This window comes from Streptomyces sp. SID5464 (genome assembly GCF_009862985.1).
GTDB lineage: Bacteria > Actinomycetota > Actinomycetes > Streptomycetales > Streptomycetaceae > Streptomyces > Streptomyces chartreusis_D.
Genome location: NZ_WWIQ01000076.1, coordinates 284,385 through 304,245 on the forward strand (window position 1 = coordinate 284,385; position 19,861 = coordinate 304,245).

A 19,861-nucleotide genomic window follows, 5' to 3' on the forward strand; every position below is an offset into this window, starting at 1 on the left:
GTTCCCCTCCCTGTCGGCAGCCCGGAAAGGCCAACACGGTGAACCAGCCTGCCGGAGAAGGCAATGCGCGCGGACGGCTCGATCCGGTCACACCGGTGTGACCGGCACCCCTCCAGCCGCGGCGCCCAGCAGCGTCAGCCGTACATCCCCCGGCCCCGACGGTGTGGTCCCGTCGGACAGCACCGCCAACGCCAGTGTGTTGGCGCCACGTGTACGGAGGATCCCGTTCGGCAGCACGAACGTGTGCTGGGGCCCCACGTCGTTGATGTACTGGCCCATGTTCCAGCCGTTGAGGAAGATCTGGACGCGGTAGGCCCGCTTCGGGTCGTCGTCGAGGACGAGCCCGATGGAGGCATCGACTCCGGGCTCGACATCGAGCCGGAAGTCCGTCCGGTACCAGGTGACGCCCTGCCGCCGGTCGGCACGCGGCAGTTCGGCGTCCTGCCAGTCCCCGTCGTCGTATTCCGGCAGGTGCCAGCCCTCGCGCTCCCCGTGCAGCCCCCCGTTGTTCATCGGCCCGCGCACGGGATCGGGCGCCGACGCGCCCTGGATCCGCCAGGTCACCTTCGGGGCGGCACCCTCGAAGGTGACGGCGGTCAGCCCACGCGCGGCCTTGTGCGTGTCGAGTGCCTTGCCGTCCATGTCGTGCTGCATCCGGCGGACGAGCACGGACAGCACGTGCCGGTCACCACGCTCGCGGCGGTCCTCACGGAACCTCTTCCGCAGGTCCTTCGGCAGGGCGAAGGTGGCCTTCGCCGTCCAGGTCCCCTGCCGTGCCCGGTCCCTGTCCGGCACCGGCATCCGGTGCGTGCCCAGCGGCTCGCCGTCCAGCCAGGCCATCAGCAGGCCCTGCGTGCCCGTGCTGTAGTCGAGGGACACGGACTCCAGGCCGTTCGCGTCCGTCCACTCGCCCCGGTACCAGACGTCGCCGTAGTGGAAGCCGTAGTCGTCGGCGAACAGGACCGGCTGCCCGTCGGGCACGGGCGTCGTGCTGAACGACGTCTTCCTGTCGGCCCTCGTCCAGCCGGAGTCGTCGAAGCCGGGCTCGGCCTCCGGGTTCTCGGTCCGCCGCCGCCAGCCGTCGAGGGCGGGCAGGGCCGGCGCGGTCACGCCGGCAAGCGGGCGGAGCGCCAGCAGACTGCCGGAGGCGCTGATCCGGGTGGGCACCGGGCGCCCGTTCCACGTGACATGGGTGATCCCGCGCGGCCCCCACACCTCCAGGCCGGTCTGGCCGGTGGTGTCGCCGGTGAGGTGGACCGTGGAGCCGCGCAGCGTGGCCGACCGCAGCAGGGCCGGGCCGTAGACGAGGAGCGGGCCGGACGGCGTCTCGTACGGCCACAGCCTGAGGGCCGTCGCGTCGTCGGCGAACAGCAGCAGCATCGGCGTGTCCACACCGTCGCCCTCGACCCGCACCCGGCTCAGCCCGCCGGCGCCGAGCGGAGCGGTCACGTACAGCTTGCCGAGGTTGTAGGCCCACGCGGGCTCCGCGTCCAGCCGCATGGGCGTCGGTTCGTCCGCGCAGTCCAGCACGACCTGCGCCAGATCGCCCCGCCGGCCCGCGAACACGGCGATGTCCTGCCGCCCGGCGGTCAGGCTCAGCATCGGCTGCACGGTGGCGTGCACCAGCGTCCGCTTCCCGAGCTTCAGCCCGGCGGCGATCAGCTTGGCGTCCCGCGCCGGGACCCTGACCGGCACGTCGATCCCGGCGTCCGGCAGCGTCGAGGACACCGCCTCGTCGGAGTCGTTGCGCAGGACGTAGAAGTGGGCGCCGGTGTCGGGGTTGGCCAGGTGGTAGACCTTGATCCGCTCGTCGGCGGCCCGTACCGCCTTCGCCCGGTTCAGCCTGGCGAGGTCCGGCACGTACCGCAGCAACTGCCCCATCTGGTGCATCGGGGCGAGCTTGGGCGTGGCGTTGCGGGCCTCGTCGAAGGCCGCGCCGTAGTCGTACGACGTGTAGACGACCGGCGCGGGCAGCCAGCCCCAGGAGGTGCCGCCGTACGTCATGTAGACGTTGTGCAGCGTGATGCCGTTGGCGAGGTTGGTGAGGTGGAAACGCCGCTCGTACGCCGCGTCCCGGGTCCGGCGCGCCTCGGCGTAGCCCTTCCCGTCGAACCAGGACCCGCCCCACGGGTCGAACCAGCCCCCGCCGAACTCGGGCAGGAACCCGGGCGTGCGCGGACTGGCCGTGGCCCCGCCCTTCGCCCCGCCGGTCCCGAAGTGCCCCCAGTCGGGCGGCACCTCGTCCGGCTCCGGATACCCGTCGAACCCGTACAGCCAGCGCCCCTTCTCACCGCCGGTGCCGAACGACCCGGGCACCCAGTACCCGTTGCGCCCCTTGTCGTTGTGGAACAGCGGCACGTCGATGCCGTCGGCGCGGACCTTCTCGTACAGGTACGACATGTAGGCGCGCCCGGTCGGCTCGTCGACGTGCGCGTCGTACTCGTTCTCGATCTGGTACAGCAGCACCGTGCCCGTGCCCCGCGTGAACAGTCGCTTGGCGACGATGGCGTTGACGGCGGACAGCCACTCGTCGACGTACCGCAGGTAGGTCGGGTCGGAGGTGCGGGCCGTGCCCTCGGTGGCGGTCAGCCAGCCGGGGAAGCCGCCGGCGTCGACCTCGGCGTTGATGTACGGGCCGGGCCGCAGGATCACGTACAGACCGGTCTCGGCGGCCATGCGCAGGAACAGGTCCAGGTCGCGCACACCGGTGAAGTCGTACCGGCCGGGGGCGGGGGAGTGGTAGTTCCAGGCGACGTACACGCTGACGGCGTTGTAGCCGTGAGCGCGCATCTTCTCCAGCATGTCCCGCCACAGGGAAGGGCTCGGCAGCCGGAAGGGGTGCAGCTCGCCCGACCAGAGGACGAGGCGCCGGCCGTCGACCAGCAGCGAGTACCGGTCGAAACCGACCTCGTGCCGCCTGCCGTCCGCGCCCGGTACCGGTGGCGGCGGGCCGGTGGGCACGGTGCGTGCCGGGTTGGCGGAGGTCGGCGACCCGCTGCCGGTCAGCGCGAAGCCGAGCGCCGCCGTGCCGGCGAGAGCGTGGAAGGTACGCCTGCTGAGCTCCAAGGGAGCGCCTCCTGTTGTGCTGCCGTGCCGTACGTGGTGCTGGTGGGTCATTGTCTACGGGCCGACCGCGACAATGGTCGTATGAGGATCTCGGCACGTGCGGACTACGCGGTACGAGCGGTCGTGGAACTGGCCGTCCGACAGGGCGAAGGGCCGGTCAAGGCGGAGGCCGTCGCCACCGCGCAGGACATCCCGCACAAGTTCCTGGAAGGGATCCTCGGCGATCTGCGCCGCGGTGGTGTGGTCGACAGCCGGCGCGGCGGGGGCGGCGGCTACCGGCTGGCGCGGGAGGCCTCGGAGATCACGGTCGCGGACGTGATCCGGGCCGTGGACGGGCCGATCGTCTCGGTGCGCGGCGAGCGCCCGACCGGCCTCGCCTACTCCGGCACGGCCGAGCCGCTGCTGCCGCTGTGGATCGCCCTGCGGGCCAATGTGCGCAGGATCCTGGAGGGCGTGACGATCGCCGACCTCGCGGCCGGCGCGTTGCCCGAGCCGGTGGAGCGGCTGGCCGCGGAACCGGCGGCCTGGGAGAACCCGTGACGGGCCGTGTCCGCGGGGGAGCCGGTGGGTGATCCTCATCGCGTCCTCGGGGTGTCCTGGGGCCGACGCACTGGTAACGCACCTTATGCGCCCGCCGGTACCGCTGGTGTCAACGGGGCCCGCGGGAACGGGCCCGGCGCCCCTTCTCCCGGTGTGATCGGGCCACTGTGAATGGCCGGAGACCGCCCTGGCCGACCTCCTCCGCCCTGCGTACGATGCGACCGCTCCCGGCCTTCACAGCTCCTCCATGGAATGGTCACGGGCTGGGCGCGCATGGGCTGTCGTCTTGACATGCTCATGCCTACTTCGTGTTCCACCCCCCACGAACGGATGGGAGAACCATGGCCGGTGGCCTGCTCCTGAGCGGCGCGGTAGCCGCGCTCCTCACCAGCGCACTCCCCGCACAATCCCCGTCCTCCGGGTTCGTCGACCCGCCCCCGGACAAGATCGTCATCAAGGTCGCCACGGTGAACGGCTCCGGCTGTCCGCAGGGCACGGCAGCGGTCGCCGTCTCCGAGGACAACACGGCGTTCACGGTCACCTACAGCGACTACCTCGCCCAGGCCGGCGGCGGCTCCGACCCGACCGCGTTCCGCAGGAACTGCCAGCTCAGCCTCATCGTGCACGTGCCCCAGGGCTTCACCTACGCCATCGCCAGCGCCGACTACCGAGGCTTCGCCTCACTCCAGCGCGGCGCGAGCGGCTCCCAGCGGGCCTCGTACTACTTCCAGGGCTCGCCCAGCACGGTGTCCAAGAACCACCCCTTCAGCGGCCCCTACAACGACAACTGGCAGGCCACCGACGAGACGGACTGGGCCCAACTGGTCTACGCACCCTGCGGAGTCCAGCGCAACTTCAACATCAACACCGAACTCCGGGTCAACGCCGGTACGCAGTCGGCCGACAAGGTCAGCTTCATGACGATGGACTCGACGGACGGGGACATCAGCACGGTGTACCACATGGCGTGGAAGGAGTGCCCGGGGAAGTCCTGACGGGATGAGGGCGGTCCACCGGGTCGTTGGGCCGGGTGGGCCGCCCCATCATGCGCTGTTGCCCAACTGCCGGGCGAAGCGGCGCACGGCATCGCTGAAGGCAACCGGATCGTCGAAGTTCGCGAGGTGCCCGGCTCTCGGGATCAGCTCGACGCGGGCGTGCGGATGCGCGCGGGCGAACGCCGCCTCGCCGGACCGGAAGACGCGGTCCTTCTCACCGTTCAGGATGAGCACCGGAGCCGCCACATGGCGCATCGCGCCCGCGTCGAAACGCCCCAGCACCTCGCCCCAGGCGGCGGGGAGGGTGTGAAAGGCGTAGCCGGACCGGATGGTGGCCTCGACCACCCCGGCCGGATACAGCCGCCGCAACAACGTGTCGTTCCACCCCGCCAGTCGATCCGCAGGCAGCCGCGGGACGAGCCCGGCGACCCACCGGTACGGCACCGCCCACGCCCCACGGGTCGAGGCACTGGCACCCGCGAGCACCAGCCCGCGCAACAGCTCCGGGCGAACCCGTGCGAACTCCAGCGAGGCGTACCCGCCGAGCGAGTGCCCGACGACCAGGGCCGGTCCGCAGCCGAGCGCGTCCACGGCGTCGGCGATGACCTCCGCGGCCGCCTTCAGGCTCCAGGCCTCGGTGGAGCGGGAACCGTGCCCCGGCAGATCGACGGCGGCCACGGGGAACTCCTCCCGGAGCGCGGCGAGCTGCGGGCTCCACTGCCCGGCGCTGAACCGCGTCCCGTGCACGAACACGATGGGCTGTCCCTCGACTGCCGTCATGATCCCCCGAATCGAACGACGCTCCTGCCGGACCGACCTTACGCCGACCCCCCGAACCCGAAAGCCGCTTGAGCTGCTGCCCTCGCTGGGCAAGGGTCTGTCCCCATGGACCTCCAGTGGCGGGGAAGCCCTCACCGGCAGCGTCCACATCCTCGACCTGCCGGATCCCGCCGCCGCCCGCACATTCGCCTAGTCGAGGTCGGCCGCCGGGCCCGAGCCCGGAGTTCGGTGGGCGGCGGTGACGAGCGGGGCCGGCGTTTCTCGCTGTGCGAACCATTGACGCGCAAGAGGTTCGATTCTACGGTCCGTTCGAACTTGCGATCGCTGTTCGGAATATCGGACGGCTGTCACCCCCACCGCAAGGAGGACCGTATGAGCCGCTCCATCCTGCGCAAGAGAACCGCCCTGCTCGCCCTCCCCACCGCAGCCCTGCTCGCCCTGATGCCGAGTGCGGCGTCCGCGTACCCCAACCCCGGCCGGGTCACCGGTGACATCGTCACCCACGACCCGTCGATGGTCCGCACCTCGTCCGGTCAGTACCTGCTCTACGCGACCGGCGGCGGCATCGCCAGCAAGACCAGCAGTGACCGCACCGCGTTCAGAAACGGCGCCGACGCCTTCTCCAGCCGGCCCGGCTGGTGGCGGAACTACTCCTCCGTCCCGGAGGCCTGGGCGCCGGACATCTCGTACCACGGCGGCAAGTACCTGATGTACTACTCCGTCTCGAAGTTCGGCTCGAACACCTCCGCCATCGGCCTCGCGACCTCCAGCACCGGCCAGCCGGGCAGCTGGACCGACCAGGGCACGGTCTACACGTCGAACTCCGCCAGCGACTTCAACGCCATCGACCCGAACCTCTTCGTGAACGACGACGGCAAGTGGTGGCTGTCCTTCGGCAGCTGGTGGACGGGGATCAAGATGATCCAGATCAACCCGTCCACCGGCAAGCAGCTCTCCTCCAGCACCACCCGCTACTCGCTGGCCTCCCGCCCCACCGGGACCAAGGCCGTCGAGGCGCCCTTCATCGTCAAGCGGGGCGGCTACTACTACCTCTTCGCCTCGTACGACGCCTGCTGCGCCGGGACCAGTTCCACGTACAAGGTGAAGGTCGGGCGCGCTTCCAGCGTCACCGGGCCCTACCGCGACAGGAACGGCGTCGACCTGATGAACAACGGCGGCACGCCCGTCCTGGAGTCGCACGGCAGCATCATCGGACCGGGCGGCCAGTCGATCCTGAAGGACACCGACGGCGACCTGATCGTCTACCACTACTACGACGGCAACGACAACGGCACGCCCAAGCTCGGCGTCAACCTCCTGAACTGGAGCAGCGGATGGCCCGTCGCCTACTGACCCTGCTGGCCGTCCTGCTGCTCGCCCTCACCCTCGGCCGGCCCACCGCGAGCGCCGCCTCGTTCGCCAACCCGGTCAAGTCCGTCAAGGGCGCCGACCCCTGGATCTCCTACCACGACGGCAACTACTACCTGGTGACGACCAGTTGGACCGACGTCATCACCATCCGCAAGTCCGCCACCCTCGCCGGGCTCTCCACCGCCCCCAGCGTGCAGGTGTGGAAGGGCGACGCCGCCTCCCGGTGCTGCAACATCTGGGCACCCGAGCTGCACTTCGTGGGCGGCCGCTGGTACCTGTACTACGTCGCCGGGCAGAACGTGTCCGACTACAACCCGACGCAGCGCAGCCACGTGCTGGAGAGCGCCGGCTCCGACCCCATGGGCCCCTACACCTACAAGGGGCAGCTCAACTCCGCCTGGATGCTGGACCCGAGCCTGATGAACGTGGGCGGCAGGCTGTACATGCTGGGCAGTGCGATCACGGGCGGTACGCAGAATCTCGTCATCGCCCCGATGGCCAACCCGTACACCGTCAGCGGCTCCTACTCGACGATCTCGACACCGACGTACGCCTGGGAGCGGCAGGGCGGCACCGTCAACGAGGGCGCGGAGGTGCTGCAACGCGGCGGCCGGACCTTCCTGATCTACTCCGCGAGCGGCTGCTGGACGCCCGACTACAAACTCGGGCAACTGGAGCTCACCGGCTCCGACCCGCTGTCCGCCTCCTCCTGGACGAAGAAGTCCACGCCCGTCTTCCAGCGCAGTGACGCGGCCGGCGTGTACGGGCCCGGCCACAACGGCTTCTTCACCTCACCCGACGGCCGCGAGAGCTGGATCGTCTACCACGCCAACGACTCCGCCTCCGACGGCTGCGACAACGGCCGTACGACCCGGGCCCAGAAGTTCACCTGGAACTCCGACGGCACGCCGAACTTCGGCACGCCCGTCCGGCTCGGGGCCTCCCTGCCCGGGCCGTCCGGTGAACCGGCGTCCGCCTCCACGACCTACACGGTCACCAACCGCAACAGCGGCAAGTGCCTGGAGGTCACCGGCAGCTCGTCGGCCGACGGCACCAACGTCGCGCAGTACACCTGCAACGGCGGTGCCAACCAGCGCTGGCGCTTGGAGGACCTGGGCGACGACACCCACCGACTGGTGAACGCCGCCACCGGCAAGGTCCTCGACACGGCCGACTGCTCCTCCGCGGACGGGGCGGACCTGCGCCAGTGGTCCTGGCTGAACAACACCTGCCAGCGTTTCCAGTTCGTCGCCACGGACGGTGGCTACGTCCGCATCGTCAACAAGGCCACCGGCAAGGTGGCAGACGTGGCCAACTGCTCGACGACGGACAGCGCGGACGTACGCCAGTGGTCCTGGCTCAACAACGCCTGCCAACAGTGGAGGTTGAACCCGGTCTAGTACGACGTCCCCAGGGGCGCGGGGAACTGCGCGAGCGCCCGCCCACTCACGGCAACTGCCTGCGGCGAGAGGGGCTACCCGGCCTGCCCCATCCCCGCAGCATTGGGCCAGGCCTGCGCCCCCGGCCACCCCGTAGCGGGCGCGGGCGAGAGCCCATTCGTCCCCCTGACCTGCGCCGCCGTCAACCCACCCCGCGCGGGAACCCCCGGCGGCGTGGGCCCGGTGGCCGCAGGGACCGGCGCCGGGGCCGGGACGGGCGCCTGCGCCACAGGGGCCAGCGGCGGGGCCGGCGCGGCCATGGGCTGTGGCGCCGGCGCCGGCTGCGGCACGGGCCGAGGGGCAGGCTGCGGCACAGGCTGGGGGACGGACTGCGGGGCAGGCTGGGGCACGGACTGCGGGACGGACTGCGGCATCTGCTGCTGCCCCATCTGCCCGAAGTGCCCAACCTGCCCCATCTGCCCGACCTGTGCTGCCGCCGGCATCGGCATCCCGCCACCCGCACCCGCCGGCACGGCGGACGCGGCGGCGGGGAGCGGCATACCGGTGCCGGCGGCAGCCGGAGCGGCGGCGGGCGCCGGAGCGCCGCCGCCGGTGGCCTGAGCGGCAAGGCCCCGCATGCCGGATCCGTTGGTCTCGCTCACCAGACGGTCCACTGCCGCCGTACCCGAGCTGTAGCTGGTCCCGTTGCCCAGCTCGGGTACGGCGGCTCCCCTCCTGGACGTCCCGTAGAGCACCTGTTCCAGGCCGGACACCAGGCGACGCACGTCCACCTGGGGGCGCACGACGAGACGCAGGAAGCGGCTGGACGAACCGATCTTGTTGCCGCACTCGCGGACCAGGATCCGGTGCTCGGTGAGCATCCGGTCCCGGACCACGGTGCCCTCGGCGCCCACGGGGAGGCGCACGAAGAGGAAGTTGCCCTGCGACGGGTAGACCGTCAGCCCGGGCAGGGAGGACAGCTGGCTGGCCATGTCGAGCCGGTCGCGCCGGACCTGCTGGAGGCTCTGCGCGTACTCGGCGCCGTGCTCCTTGAGCATGAAGACGACATGCTCGGCGAAGGAGTTGAGGTTCCACTTGGGCAGCATGGAGCGGACGCGCCCGGCGAGCGCGGGGTTGGCGACCAGGTAGCCGAAGCGGATGCCGTGCAGGCCGAAGTTCTTGCCGAGGCTGCGCAGCACGATGACGTTGGGCCGCAGCATCGCCTCCTGGACGACGGACGGCTCGGCCTCGGCGTCCGCGAACTCCAGGAACGACTCGTCGATGACGACCAGGTCGAGGTCGGCCATGGCGTCCATGAACTGGACGATGGCGTGCTTGTGCAGGAAGCCCCCGTCGGGGTTGTTGGGGTTGCAGATGACGGCGACGCGAGTGCCCCGGGCCCGGATGAACTCGGCGTACTGCGCGAGGTCGAGGGCGAAGCCGCTGGACTCCTGGAGCGGGAACATGTCGACCCGCTTGCCGGTCTCCATCGGCTGGTCCGTCCAGCGGCCGAAGGTGGGGACGGGGACGGCGAGGGACTCGCGGACGAGCAGGTGGTCGATCCAGGTGATCAGCTCGGTGGAGCCGTTGCCCATCGCCACGCACTGCGGTGGCAGCTGGAGCAGGCTGCACAGCTCGGCCGTGATGGTGTCGGCGCTGCTCGGGTAGTACGTGATGATGTCGCGGAGTCTGGCCGACATGTCGTCGAACATGGCCGGGGTGGGGAAGTACGGGTTGCAGGGGATACAGAAGTCCACCGGACCCGCGCCGTCGCCGCCCTCACGTGTCAACGCCGCCATCGACGGGCTGTGCGCCGCGGTGCTGCGGAACAGCGACGTGACGTTGTCGGCCATGGAACCTCCGTATAGGGCGGGTCCGTTGGGGACGGCCGGACCCGACGTTTAAGGGCGGCCCGCGCGGGGGAGCACGGGCCGCCCTTGATTACGGAGGCCACAGTGACACCGTTCAACCGTCGAGAAACCGGTCAGAACTTGTGTCCTGGATGTGAAGGCCTGTCAGCAGCCGAACGTGTGGATCGTCGACGTCCGGTACGTCTGCCCGGGCCGCAGCACCGTCGACGGGAACGACGGCTTGTTCGGCGAGTCCGGGAAGTGCTGCGTCTCCAGGCAGAGCGCGTCGCCCTGCCGGTAGGTGCGGCCGGACGGGCCGGTCAGCGTGCCGTCGAGGAAGTTGCCGGAGTAGAACTGCAGGCCCGGCTCGTTCGTGGCGATCTTCAGGGTGCGGCCGGAGGCGGGGTCGCGCAGGGTGGCGACGTGCTCCGGCCGGGCGGTGATGCCCTTGTCGAGGACCCAGTTGTGGTCGAAGCCCTTGGCGGTGACCAGCTGGGGGTGCGAGGTGCGGATGTCCCGGCCGATCGCCTTGGCGCGGGTGAAGTCGAAGGGAGTGCCCGCGACCTTGGCCAGCTCGCCCGTCGGGATCAGACCCGAGTCGGTGGGCGTGTAGCGGGAGCCGGCGATCTGGAGCTCGTGGTCCTCGATCGTGCCGCTGCCCTCGCCGGCCAGGTTCCAGTAGACGTGACTGGTGAGGTTGACGACGGTGGCCTTGTCGGTGGTGGCCTCGTAGTCGATGCGCCAGTCGCCGTGCCGGGTGAGCGTGTACGTCACCTTCGTCTTGAGCGTGCCCGGGTAGCCCATCTCGCCGTCGACGCTCGTGTAGTACAGGTACAGGCCGACGTCGGAGCCCTTGGTGAACGGCTCGATGTCCCACACGCGCTTGTCGAAGCCCTTGGCGCCGCCGTGCAGGCTCTGCTCGCCGTCGTTGACGGACAGCTGGTAGTTCTTGCCGTCGAGGGTGAACTTGCCCTTGCCGATGCGGTTGCCGTAGCGACCGATCAGAGCGCCGAAGTACGGGCTCTTGGCGACGTAGTCCTCGATGTTGTCGAAGCCCGCGCTGACGTTGGCGTAGCGGCCGCGGCGGTCGGGGATCTCCAGGGACTGGACGATGCCGCCGTAGGAGAGGACCTTCAGGCGGGTGCCGCCGTTCTCCAGCGACCAGCTGTAGATCTTGGTGCCGTCGGCGAGCTTGCCGAAGAGCGTCTTCACCGGCTTCCTGCCTCCCGTGGCGTGCGCCGTGCCGCCGAGCGTGGTGGCGGCCATTCCCGCCGCCGCGGCTCCCGCGATGACCGTGCGTCTGTTCAGTTCCATGTGTGCGGCTCCCGCATAAGGAGTGGGCCCCGCCTTCCGGCGGGGCCCAGGTGACTTACGAACCGACCTTGCGCTTGTTCCACACGTCGAACCCGACCGCCGCCAGGAGCACCAGGCCCTTGATGACCTGCTGCCAGTCGGTGCCGATGCCGACGAGGTTCATACCGTTGTTCAGCACGCCCAGGACCAGGCCACCGATGATCGCGCCGAGGACGGTGCCGACACCGCCGCTCATCGACGCACCGCCGATGAACGAGGCAGCGATCGCCTCCAGCTCGAAGTTGAGGCCGGCCTTGGGAGAGGCCGCGTTGAAGCGGGCGGCGAAGACCAGACCCGCCAGGGCCGCGAGCATGCCCATGTTCAGGAAGACCAGGAAGGTGACCTTCTTGTCCTTCACACCCGACAGCTTGGCCGCGGGCAGGTTGCCGCCGATCGCGTAGATGTGGCGGCCGACGATGGCGTTGCGCATGACGTAGCCGAAGCCGACGAGCAGCACGCCGAGGATGAGCAGCACGATCGGGGCGCCCTTGTAGCTGGCCAGCAGCATGGTCAGCGTCAGCACGGCGGCGGAGATCGCGACCAGCTTCAGCAGGAACAGCTTGGTGGGCGGGACCTCCAGGTTGAACTCCTGCTGCCGCTTGCGGTCCCGGACCTCCTGGAAGATCACGAAGGCGATCATCGCGAAGCCCAGCAGCAGCGTGAGGTTGTGGTAGTTGGTGTTCGGGCCGACCTCGGGCAGGAACCCGTTGGCCACCTTCTGCAGCCCGTCCGGGAACGGACCCAGGGTCTGGCCCTCCAGGAAGATCTCCGTCAGACCGCGGAAGATCAGCATGCCCGCCAGGGTCACGATGAACGACGGTATGCCGCCGTACGCGATGAAGAACCCTTGGATGGCACCCGCGACCGCGCCCACCGCCAGGCACAGCACCACGGCGAGCGGCCAGGGAAGGTCCTGTTTGACCATGAACACGGCGGCCATCGAGCCCACGAACGCCGTCAGCGAGCCGACCGACAGGTCGATGTGGCCCGCGATGATGACCAGCATCATGCCGATCGCGAGGATCAGGATGTAGCTGTTCTGGAGGACCAGGTTGGAGACGTTGCGCGGCAGCAGCAGGTCGCCGTCGGTCCACACGGCGAACAGCGCCACGATCAGGCCGAGCGCGATCAGCATGCCGTACTGGCGCATGTTGCGCCGCATGCCGTCCAGCACCAGCTGCAGGAGTCCGTCGCCGGTGGCCGCCCCTCCCTTGCCGGGCGGCGCGGGGGCCGGCGTCTTGGCGGTCACGTCCGTGCTCATCGGGTTACCTCTTTGTCCTTCGTCATCTGACGCATCAGCGATTCCTGGGAGGCCTCGGCCCGCGAGAACTCACCGGTCAGCCGCCCCGCGGCCATCGTGTAGATGCGGTCGCACATGCCGAGCAGTTCGGGCAGCTCGGAGGAGATGAAGACGACCGCCTTGCCCTGGGCGGCCAGCTGGTCGATGACCGTGTAGATCTCGTACTTGGCACCGACGTCGATGCCGCGCGTCGGCTCGTCCAGGATCAGCACGTCCGGGCCCGAGAAGATCCACTTGCTGAGGACGACCTTCTGCTGGTTGCCGCCGGACAGTTTCCCCACCGGCTCGAAGACGGTCGGCGCCTTGATGTTCATGGACTTGCGGAAGCCCTCGGCGACCTGCCGCTCCTCGTGCTCGTCGACCACACCGCGCTTGGCGACCTTGCCCAGGGCGGTCAGCGAGATGTTCCGGTTGATGGTGTCGATGAGGTTGAGGCCGTAGTGCTTGCGGTCCTCGGTGACGTACGCGATCCCGTGCTTGACCGCCTCGGGGACGGACTTCGTACGGATCTCCGTGCCGTCCTTGAGGACCGTGCCGCCCGCGTACCGGCCGTACGTCCGCCCGAAGACGCTCATCGCGAGCTCGGTGCGGCCGGCGCCCATCAGGCCCGCGATGCCGACGATCTCGCCGCGCCGCACCTGGAGGGAGACGTCGTCGACGACCTTGCGCTGCTGGTCGATCGGGTGGAACACGGTCCAGCCCCGGATCTCCAGGGCGGGCGCCACGCCCTCCTCGGGCTCGTGCGGCGACCGCTCCGGGAAGCGGTGCTCCAGGTCGCGGCCGACCATGCCGCTGATGATCCGGTCCTCGGTGGTCTCCGGGGCCTTCACATCGAGGGTCTCGATGGTCTGGCCGTCGCGGAGGATCGTCACCGAGTCGGCGACCTTCCGGATCTCGTTGAGCTTGTGGGAGATGATGATGGAGGTGATGCCCTGCTTCTTCAACTCCAGGATCAGATCGAGGAGTTTGTCGCTGTCCTCGTCGTTCAGGGCCGCGGTCGGCTCATCCAGGATGAGCAGCTTCACCTTCTTCGACAGGGCCTTCGCGATCTCCACGAGCTGCTGCTTGCCCACGCCGATGTCGGCGACGCGGGTGTCCGGGTGGTCGGAGAGACCGACCCGGCGCAGCAGTTCCGTGGCGTGCCGCAGCGTCTCGGTCCAGCTGATGATCCCCCGCGTGGCGTGCTCGTTGCCGAGGAAGATGTTCTCCGCGAGGGAGAGGTAGGGCACCAGGGCCAGTTCCTGGTGGATGATCACGATGCCGCGCTCTTCGCTGGCCCGGATGTCCTTGAACTGGCAGAGCTCTCCCTCGAAGAGGATGTCTCCCTCGTAGGTGCCGTGCGGATGGACGCCGGAGAGGACCTTCATCAGGGTCGACTTGCCGGCGCCGTTCTCTCCGCAGATGGCGTGGACCTCGCCCTGCCGGACGGTCAGGGTGACGTCCGACAGCGCTTTGACGCCGGGAAAGGTCTTGACGATCGAGCGCATTTCCAGGACGGGTCCCGCCATGGTCGTGCCTTCCAATCAGTGGTGTCGTCGGTCGGTGGCGGGGACTACTTGAGATCGGCTGCCGTGTGGTAGCCGGAGTCGATGACGACCTTCTGGTAGTTGGCCTTGTCGACGCTCACGGGCTTCAGCAGGTACGCGGGCACGACCTTCACGCCGTTGTCGTAGGTCTTGGTGTCGTTGAGCTCCGGCTTCCTGTCGTTCAGCGCCGCGTCGACCATGTCCGTGGCCACCTTGGCGAGTTCGCGGGTGTCCTTGAAGACGGTCTGGGTCTGCTGGCCCGCTTCGATCGACTTCAGGGAGGCGACCTCGGCGTCCTGGCCGGTGACGACCGGCAGCGGCTTGCTCTTGGAGCCGTAGTCGTCGGACTTCAGCGCGGAGAGGATGCCGATGGAGATGCCGTCGTAGGGGGAGAGGACGGCGTCGACGCGCTCGGTCTTGTAGGCCGAGGTCAGGATGTCGTCCATGCGCTTCTGGGCGGTGCCGCCGTCCCAGCGCAGCGTGGTGACCTGGTTGAGCTTGGTCTGGCCGGAGCGGACGACGAGCTGCTTCTTGTCGATGTACGGCTGCAGGACCTTCATCGCGCCGCCGAAGAAGTAGCGGGTGTTGTTGTCGTCGTTGGAGCCGGCGAACAGCTCGATGTTGAAGGGGCCCTTCTTGGAGCCGTCCTTCAGGCCGAGCTTCTCGACGATGTAGCTGCCCTGGAGCTCGCCGACCTTCTCGTTGTCGAAGGAGGCGTAGTAGTCGACGTCCTTCGTGCCGAGGATCAGGCGGTCGTAGGAGATGACCGGGATGTTGGCGTCCTTGGCCTGCTGGAGCACGTTGTTCATCGACTTGTTGTCGATGGCCGCGATGATCAGCGCCTTGACGCCCTGCGTGATCAGGTTCTCGACCTGGGAGACCTGCTGGTCCGGGTCGTCCTCGCCGTAGACCAGCTTGGCCTTGTAGCCCTTGGCTTCCAGGTTCTTCTTGACGTAGTCGCCGTCGAGGATCCAGCGCTCGGAGGACTTGGTCGGCATCGCGACGCCGATGGTGCCTCCCTTGGCGTCTCCCGCGCCCTCCTTGCTGCCGCCCTCGCCGCTCTGGCCGCAGGCGGACAGGGTCAGGGCGAGGGACGCGGCTCCGGCTATGGCGGCGAGAGCGGCTCTGCGGTTACGCATGATGATCATCCTTGATCTGTGTGCAGGGCTCGGTCTGGGAGGCGCGAAGTCGCTCCGGGTGGTCGTGCCGGAAAGACCGAGAAGAGATGTGTGGGATTGTGGTCGGCTGTGTCTTCTTTTGTGAAGCTGAGTTTCCGGAACGTTATGCCGAGATTTCGAACCGTTGCAGATCGCCCGGCAGTCGCGACCCGAGCGGCGCCATGTCGCCGTCGGCGCCGTGGCGGGCCAGGAGGTCCAGGGCGAGCCGGCCCCGCCGCACGCGTTCCTTGGCCGTGGCCAGGGTGAGTTCGCGCATGTGGTGCCCGTAGGGGTAGATCCCGGGCGCCTTCGACAGGCCGAACTTCAGGTAGAGCGGTGCGCCGCGCCGGATGAGCTCGGCGACCTCGTACATCCGGACGTAGCCGCCGAGGTCGTCGGGGGCCTCGATGTACATGTCCATCGGAGCGCCGGAAACCCGGCGGATCTCGGTGAGGTGATCGAGCGTCAGGTCGCTCGGCACGTTGACGGAGTCGGCGCCGAGGCGCTCGTACACCGCGTACGCCGCCGGGTTGACGGGCCCGATGAGCGCACTCACCTTGAGGGTCGTGTCGGCCGGGATGATGCCGGCCGCGCGCGCCCGGTGCAGCGTCCACAGCACGCCCTCGTCGGCGACGAGCAGGCACTTGACGCCCAACTCCGTGGCCCGCACGGCGTCTTCGACGCAGCCGGCGACGGCGTCGTGGCCGCGGGCTCTGAGGCCCCCGCCACGCGAGTCGGTACGCGTGGAGCCGCCGATGTCCCACGTGCCGCGCGGGCCGGTGAACAGGCAGAGCTCGATGTCGCGTTCGGCCGTCGCCTCGACCATCTCGGTGATCTCGGCGTCGGTCAGCATCCACACGCCGCTGCCCTGGCTGATCCGGTGGATCGGCACGTCCAGCCGCGAGGCCTCCTTCAGGACCACCGCCAGCGCCTCGGGACCCTCGCACGAGGGGATCTCGGTGCGCCAGCGGCCGCCGCCGGGGAAGGAGTGCGGCGAGGCGTCGGCGGGGTCGAGGGCGGGCGCGCTCAGGCCCAGCGTGGTGAGCGCCTGCTCACCGGGCCTACGGGCTGCCGTGGCGGAAGCGTCGGTCACAGGAAAGTCCTTCGGTTCGATATTTCGGACGAGGTTCGCGGCTCTGGGTAGGGCAAGGCTGGGTGTACGCCGGTACGGGAGCCGTCAGGTTGCCCCCGTACCGGCGTACGTCTAGGGGCGGAGCAACACCTTGCCCACCTTCGGATCACCGGCTCCCACCAGCTCGATGGCCTGCGAGAAGTCGGCGAGCGGCAGCTCGTGCGTCACCAGCGGCAGTGGGTCGAGCAGACCGGCCGCGAACACCCGCACCGTGTGCGCCCAGGCGTCCGGCGGAGCACCGAAGACGGTGTGCACCTCCAGTTGCCGTACGACGAGATCGGTCGGGTCGAGACCGTCGGCACCCGGCGCCGGGATACCGGTCAGGACCAGCCGGCCGCCGCGTCGGAGCAGGGCGGCGGAGATCCTGGCGGCGTCCGCGGAGCCGGCCGTCTCGATCACCACGTCGAAGTCGTCCGGGAGATCCTGGTCCTTCGTCCGGAAGTCCGTCGCGCCGTACTGCCGCGACAGCGCCTCGCGGTCCCGGCGGGTGCCGACGACCAGCAGCTCGGCCGGCGAGTTCGCCTTCAGGAACTGCACGGCGAACATGCCGAGGGTGCCGGTGCCGACCACCGCGACGCGCTCGCCGGGCTGTGCGTTCCCCTTCAGCGCGGCCGCCGCAATACAGGCGGCGGGCTCCAGGAGGGCCGCGGCCGTGAGGTCGCAGTCGTCCGGGAGGGCGTGCAGGAGACGGGCGGGGAGCGTCAGCGTGGCCGCCATCGCGCCCGGCTGGGTGAACCCGGTCTCCTCATAACCGGCCGTGCACAGGGTCGTGTCGCCCGCGTGGCAGCGGTCGCAGACCTGGCAGTTGCGGAAGCCCTCACCGACGACCTTGCGGCCGACGAGGGACTCGGGGACACCGGCGCCCACCGCCTCGACGGTCCCGGACCACTCGTGGCCCGGGGTGAGCGGGTAGCGCACGTAGCCCTCGGGGCGGTTGCCCTGGTAGACCTCGCGGTCGCTGCCGCAGATGCCGGAGGCGTGGACGCGCACCAGTGCCTCGCCGGCCTCGGGCCGCCGGGGCTCGTGCGGGACGAGGCGGTGCTCGCCCGGGGCGTCGATCACTACCGCGGTGCTCACGTCGCTCCTCCGGGTTTCGAAGCTTTCGGTTGCCGGTTCCGGGTTTCCGGGGACCGGAGGGTCACTGCGTGCCCTTGGGCTTGCGCTGCTCCCAGCCGTCCGCCCAGAGGTCGAAGCGGGCCTGCTGCTGCGGGAACTCGGCGGCGGCGTCGACGTCCAGCTCCACGCCCAGACCCGGGGCGTCCGAGAGGTGGAAGCAGCCGTCCTCCGGGTTCACCTGCGGGGCGCCCTTGATCACCTTCTTGATCTCAGCGTCGGCGAAGTCGTTGAAGTGCTCAAGGATCTTGAAGTTCGGGGAGGTGAAGCCGACCTGGAGCGATGCGGCGGTCAGGACCGAGCCGCCGACGTTGTGCGGGGCCACCAGCATGTAGTGGGTCTCGGCCGTCGCCGCGAGCTTCCTGGTCTCCCAGATTCCACCGATATGGCCGACGTCCGGCTGGATGATGTCCACGGCCTGGCTCTCGAAGAGCTCGCGGAACTCGATCCGGTCGTGGATGCGCTCACCGGTCGCTACCGGCATGTCGACCTTGGCGGCCACCTTCTCCAGGGCCTTGAGGTTCTCCGGCGGGACCGGCTCCTCCAGCCACGCCGGCTTGAACGGCGCGAGCTCCTTGGCCAGGCGTACGGCCGTGGCGGGGGAGAAGCGGCCGTGCATCTCCAGCATCAGCTCGGCCTCGGGGCCGATGGCGTCCCGGACCGCCTCGATCAGGGAGACGGCGTACAGGGTGTCCTTGTGGTCCAGCTCGAAGTGCCCGGTGCCGAAGGGGTCGATCTTGAGCGCCCGGTAGCCCCGCTCCATGACCCCCTGGGCCGCCTTGTGGTACGCCTCCGGGGTGCGCTCCGTGGTGTACCACCCGTTGGCGTACGCCTTGACCTTGTCGGTGACCTTGCCCCCCAGCAGCTGCCAGACGGGGACGCCGAGGGCCTTGCCCTTGATGTCCCAGCAGGCCATCTCGATCACGGCGATGCCGGACATCACGATCTCGCCGGCGCGGCCGTAGTCGCCGTACTTCATCCGCTTGACGAGGTCCTCGACAGCGAAGGGGTCGGAGCCGAGAATGTGGTTGACCTCAGCCTCCTTCAGGTAACCGAGAAGGGCGTCGGTGTGTCCCAGCATCCGGGTCTCGCCGACTCCGGTGATCCCCTCGTCGGTGTGCACCTGGACGTACGTCAGGTTGCGCCACGGCGTCCCGACCACGTGTGTGCTGATTCCGGTGATGCGCACGGCGGTTTTCCCTCGCAGCTTCGTCGGCTCGGTTCGTCAGTCATTCAGTTCGACGTGTTCGATATTTCGGCACACGTTCGAAATGCTGGCGTGACAGTAAGGACGGGGCGGTGGGGGTGTCAATGGGTCGCGCGCATAACGGTTTCGACAGTTTCGAAACCATGGGGGCGGCGTGTCCCTACAGAACCTTCACAGCTGGATCTAGGAACGTGACCGGCGGGGAACTTAATCTTCCCGCGTCATGGACTACTGCGACCCGTGCCGACGGCACCTCAACGGCGCGCTCGCCTGCCCGGGGTGCGGCACCCCAGCCGATGTGCTGCGCTGGCGTGAGCCGGAGTACGGCGGGTACGACGCCGTTCCTGAGGGCGTTCCCGAGAGCGGGGAGGGCGTGCCCGACGGGTCCGCTCAGCCGGATGATCCGGACGGGTTCGATGAAGAACGCGACGGCGACGGTGAGCCGTTGGGGCGTGCTGCTCGGCGGCGTGGACGTGGACGGGTGGGTGAGCACGGACCGGTCGGCGAGGGCCCGGGTGGTGGGACGAGCCGGCGGGACCGGAAGGCCGCGGCGCATCGTCGGCGGCGGCGCCGGACGCTGTTCGTCGCGGCGGGGTTCGTGCTGGCGGCGGGTGGGCTGAGTCTCGCGGAGCTCGGCATGGACGCACCGAAGTCGACACCGAAGCCGGCGGCGGCGGGGGGTGAGTCGGCGGACGGCGACGCGTCGACCGAGGCGGGCGAGACGGGCGAGACGGGCGGCCAGGGCACGGGCTCCGGGGCTGAGAGGGCGTCAGGGTCCCCTTCGCCGGACGCGTCTGACTCACCGTCGGCTTCCAAGTCCCCGAAGCCGGACAAGTCCAAGGACGCGAAGGACGACGAGACGCCGAAGGATTCCGACTCGACCTCGGCGGACACGTCCCCCAACCGCCCGACCGCGGCCCCTACGGCCGCCCAGCCGGCCCCGGCCCCCACCCGAACCACGGACCCGACGACCCCGCCCCCGGCCCCGGAACCGTCCCCCTCGGAAACCTGCAACCGCTTCCTGTGGTGGTGCGCGTAGCGCCTACGCGGCGGGGGTGGGGCGGGGCCGCGCCGGGGGGTGTCCGTCCTCGG

15 protein-coding genes are annotated in these 19,861 nt (G+C 69.6%); 5 read left to right on the top strand and 10 right to left on the bottom strand.

Features of this window, described 5'->3' with window-relative positions; translation table 11 throughout:
* Positions 1 to 87: 87 nt before the first annotated feature.
* Positions 88 to 3,066 (bottom strand): beta-galactosidase, encoded by a 2,979-nt coding sequence (locus GTY47_RS38710; protein WP_010042343.1) that lies wholly within the window; start codon positions 3,064 to 3,066, stop codon positions 88 to 90.
* A gap of 81 nt (positions 3,067 to 3,147) precedes the next feature.
* Here GTY47_RS38710 and GTY47_RS38715 point away from each other — a divergent pair, with 81 nt between their 5' ends.
* A complete protein-coding gene (locus tag GTY47_RS38715) occupies positions 3,148 to 3,606 on the top strand; it encodes an Rrf2 family transcriptional regulator (RefSeq protein ID WP_010042345.1) in 459 nt (152 codons plus the stop codon).
* Between the two features lie 341 nt (positions 3,607 to 3,947).
* A complete protein-coding gene (locus GTY47_RS38720; RefSeq protein ID WP_010042347.1) occupies positions 3,948 to 4,601 on the top strand; it encodes a DUF4360 domain-containing protein in 654 nt (217 codons plus the stop codon).
* A 48-nt stretch (positions 4,602 to 4,649) separates the two neighbouring features.
* Here GTY47_RS38720 and GTY47_RS38725 read toward each other — a convergent pair whose 3' ends face one another.
* Complete coding sequence (locus GTY47_RS38725; RefSeq protein ID WP_010042349.1) at positions 4,650 to 5,381, bottom strand: alpha/beta hydrolase; 732 nt, start codon at positions 5,379 to 5,381, stop codon at positions 4,650 to 4,652.
* A 372-nt stretch (positions 5,382 to 5,753) separates the two neighbouring features.
* On the opposite strand from GTY47_RS38725, the gene GTY47_RS38730 reads away from it, so the two are divergent.
* Both GTY47_RS38730 and GTY47_RS38735 read left to right on the top strand, forming a co-directional pair.
* Entirely contained in the window at positions 5,754 to 6,734 is a 981-nt protein-coding gene (locus tag GTY47_RS38730; protein WP_010042351.1) for an arabinan endo-1,5-alpha-L-arabinosidase, read from the top strand.
* Positions 6,716 to 8,152: a family 43 glycosylhydrolase gene (locus GTY47_RS38735; protein WP_010042353.1), complete on the top strand. Its 1,437-nt coding sequence runs from the start codon at positions 6,716 to 6,718 to the stop codon at positions 8,150 to 8,152. Before GTY47_RS38730 ends, GTY47_RS38735 begins: the two co-directional genes overlap by 19 nt.
* 74 nt (positions 8,153 to 8,226) lie before the next feature.
* Here GTY47_RS38735 and GTY47_RS38740 read toward each other — a convergent pair whose 3' ends face one another.
* The 8 genes from GTY47_RS38740 to GTY47_RS38775 form a co-directional block, all read right to left on the bottom strand.
* Positions 8,227 to 9,984: a histidinol-phosphate transaminase gene (locus tag GTY47_RS38740; protein WP_010042354.1), complete on the bottom strand. Its 1,758-nt coding sequence runs from the start codon at positions 9,982 to 9,984 to the stop codon at positions 8,227 to 8,229.
* A gap of 162 nt (positions 9,985 to 10,146) precedes the next feature.
* Positions 10,147 to 11,295 carry an aldose epimerase family protein gene (locus GTY47_RS38745; RefSeq protein ID WP_010042356.1) on the bottom strand — a complete coding sequence of 383 codons (1,149 nt, stop codon included), beginning with the start codon at positions 11,293 to 11,295 and terminating at the stop codon, positions 10,147 to 10,149.
* 55 nt (positions 11,296 to 11,350) lie between these two features.
* Complete coding sequence (gene mmsB / locus GTY47_RS38750; protein ID WP_010042357.1) at positions 11,351 to 12,595, bottom strand: multiple monosaccharide ABC transporter permease; 1,245 nt, start codon at positions 12,593 to 12,595, stop codon at positions 11,351 to 11,353.
* Complete coding sequence (mmsA, locus tag GTY47_RS38755) at positions 12,592 to 14,142, bottom strand: multiple monosaccharide ABC transporter ATP-binding protein (RefSeq protein ID WP_010042358.1); 1,551 nt, start codon at positions 14,140 to 14,142, stop codon at positions 12,592 to 12,594. Before mmsA ends, mmsB begins: the two co-directional genes overlap by 4 nt.
* A 44-nt stretch (positions 14,143 to 14,186) precedes the next feature.
* Positions 14,187 to 15,308: a multiple monosaccharide ABC transporter substrate-binding protein gene (gene chvE / locus GTY47_RS38760; RefSeq protein WP_010042360.1), complete on the bottom strand. Its 1,122-nt coding sequence runs from the start codon at positions 15,306 to 15,308 to the stop codon at positions 14,187 to 14,189.
* Between the two features lie 133 nt (positions 15,309 to 15,441).
* Positions 15,442 to 16,410, bottom strand: coding sequence for a hypothetical protein (locus tag GTY47_RS38765; protein ID WP_010042363.1), 969 nt, complete (start codon positions 16,408 to 16,410; stop codon positions 15,442 to 15,444).
* 111 nt (positions 16,411 to 16,521) lie between these two features.
* Positions 16,522 to 17,526, bottom strand: a complete 1,005-nt coding sequence (locus GTY47_RS38770; protein ID WP_010042368.1) for an alcohol dehydrogenase catalytic domain-containing protein — start codon at positions 17,524 to 17,526, stop codon at positions 16,522 to 16,524.
* A gap of 61 nt (positions 17,527 to 17,587) precedes the next feature.
* Positions 17,588 to 18,751 (bottom strand): mandelate racemase/muconate lactonizing enzyme family protein, encoded by a 1,164-nt coding sequence (locus GTY47_RS38775; protein WP_010042370.1) that lies wholly within the window; start codon positions 18,749 to 18,751, stop codon positions 17,588 to 17,590.
* A gap of 499 nt (positions 18,752 to 19,250) precedes the next feature.
* Between GTY47_RS38775 and GTY47_RS38780 the strand changes: the two genes are divergently transcribed.
* On the top strand, positions 19,251 to 19,808 hold the full coding sequence (locus tag GTY47_RS38780; protein ID WP_010042373.1) for a hypothetical protein: 558 nt from the start codon (positions 19,251 to 19,253) through the stop codon (positions 19,806 to 19,808).
* Positions 19,809 to 19,861: the final 53 nt, after the last annotated feature.

Excerpts from the sequence above, each read along its gene's own strand:
- chvE (WP_010042360.1), bottom strand. The coding sequence starts at position 15,308 with ATGATCATCATGCGTAACCGCAGAGCCGCTCTCGCCGCCATAGCCGGA.
- GTY47_RS38725 (WP_010042349.1), bottom strand. The coding sequence starts at position 5,381 with ATGACGGCAGTCGAGGGACAGCCCATCGTGTTCGTGCACGGGACGCGG.
- mmsA (WP_010042358.1), bottom strand. The coding sequence starts at position 14,142 with ATGGCGGGACCCGTCCTGGAAATGCGCTCGATCGTCAAGACCTTTCCC.
- GTY47_RS38720 (WP_010042347.1), top strand. The coding sequence starts at position 3,948 with ATGGCCGGTGGCCTGCTCCTGAGCGGCGCGGTAGCCGCGCTCCTCACC.
- mmsB (WP_010042357.1), bottom strand. The coding sequence starts at position 12,595 with ATGAGCACGGACGTGACCGCCAAGACGCCGGCCCCCGCGCCGCCCGGC.
- GTY47_RS38740 (WP_010042354.1), bottom strand. The coding sequence starts at position 9,984 with ATGGCCGACAACGTCACGTCGCTGTTCCGCAGCACCGCGGCGCACAGC.
- GTY47_RS38745 (WP_010042356.1), bottom strand. The coding sequence starts at position 11,295 with ATGGAACTGAACAGACGCACGGTCATCGCGGGAGCCGCGGCGGCGGGA.
- GTY47_RS38730 (WP_010042351.1), top strand. The coding sequence starts at position 5,754 with ATGAGCCGCTCCATCCTGCGCAAGAGAACCGCCCTGCTCGCCCTCCCC.
- GTY47_RS38715 (WP_010042345.1), top strand. The coding sequence starts at position 3,148 with ATGAGGATCTCGGCACGTGCGGACTACGCGGTACGAGCGGTCGTGGAA.
- GTY47_RS38735 (WP_010042353.1), top strand. The coding sequence starts at position 6,716 with ATGGCCCGTCGCCTACTGACCCTGCTGGCCGTCCTGCTGCTCGCCCTC.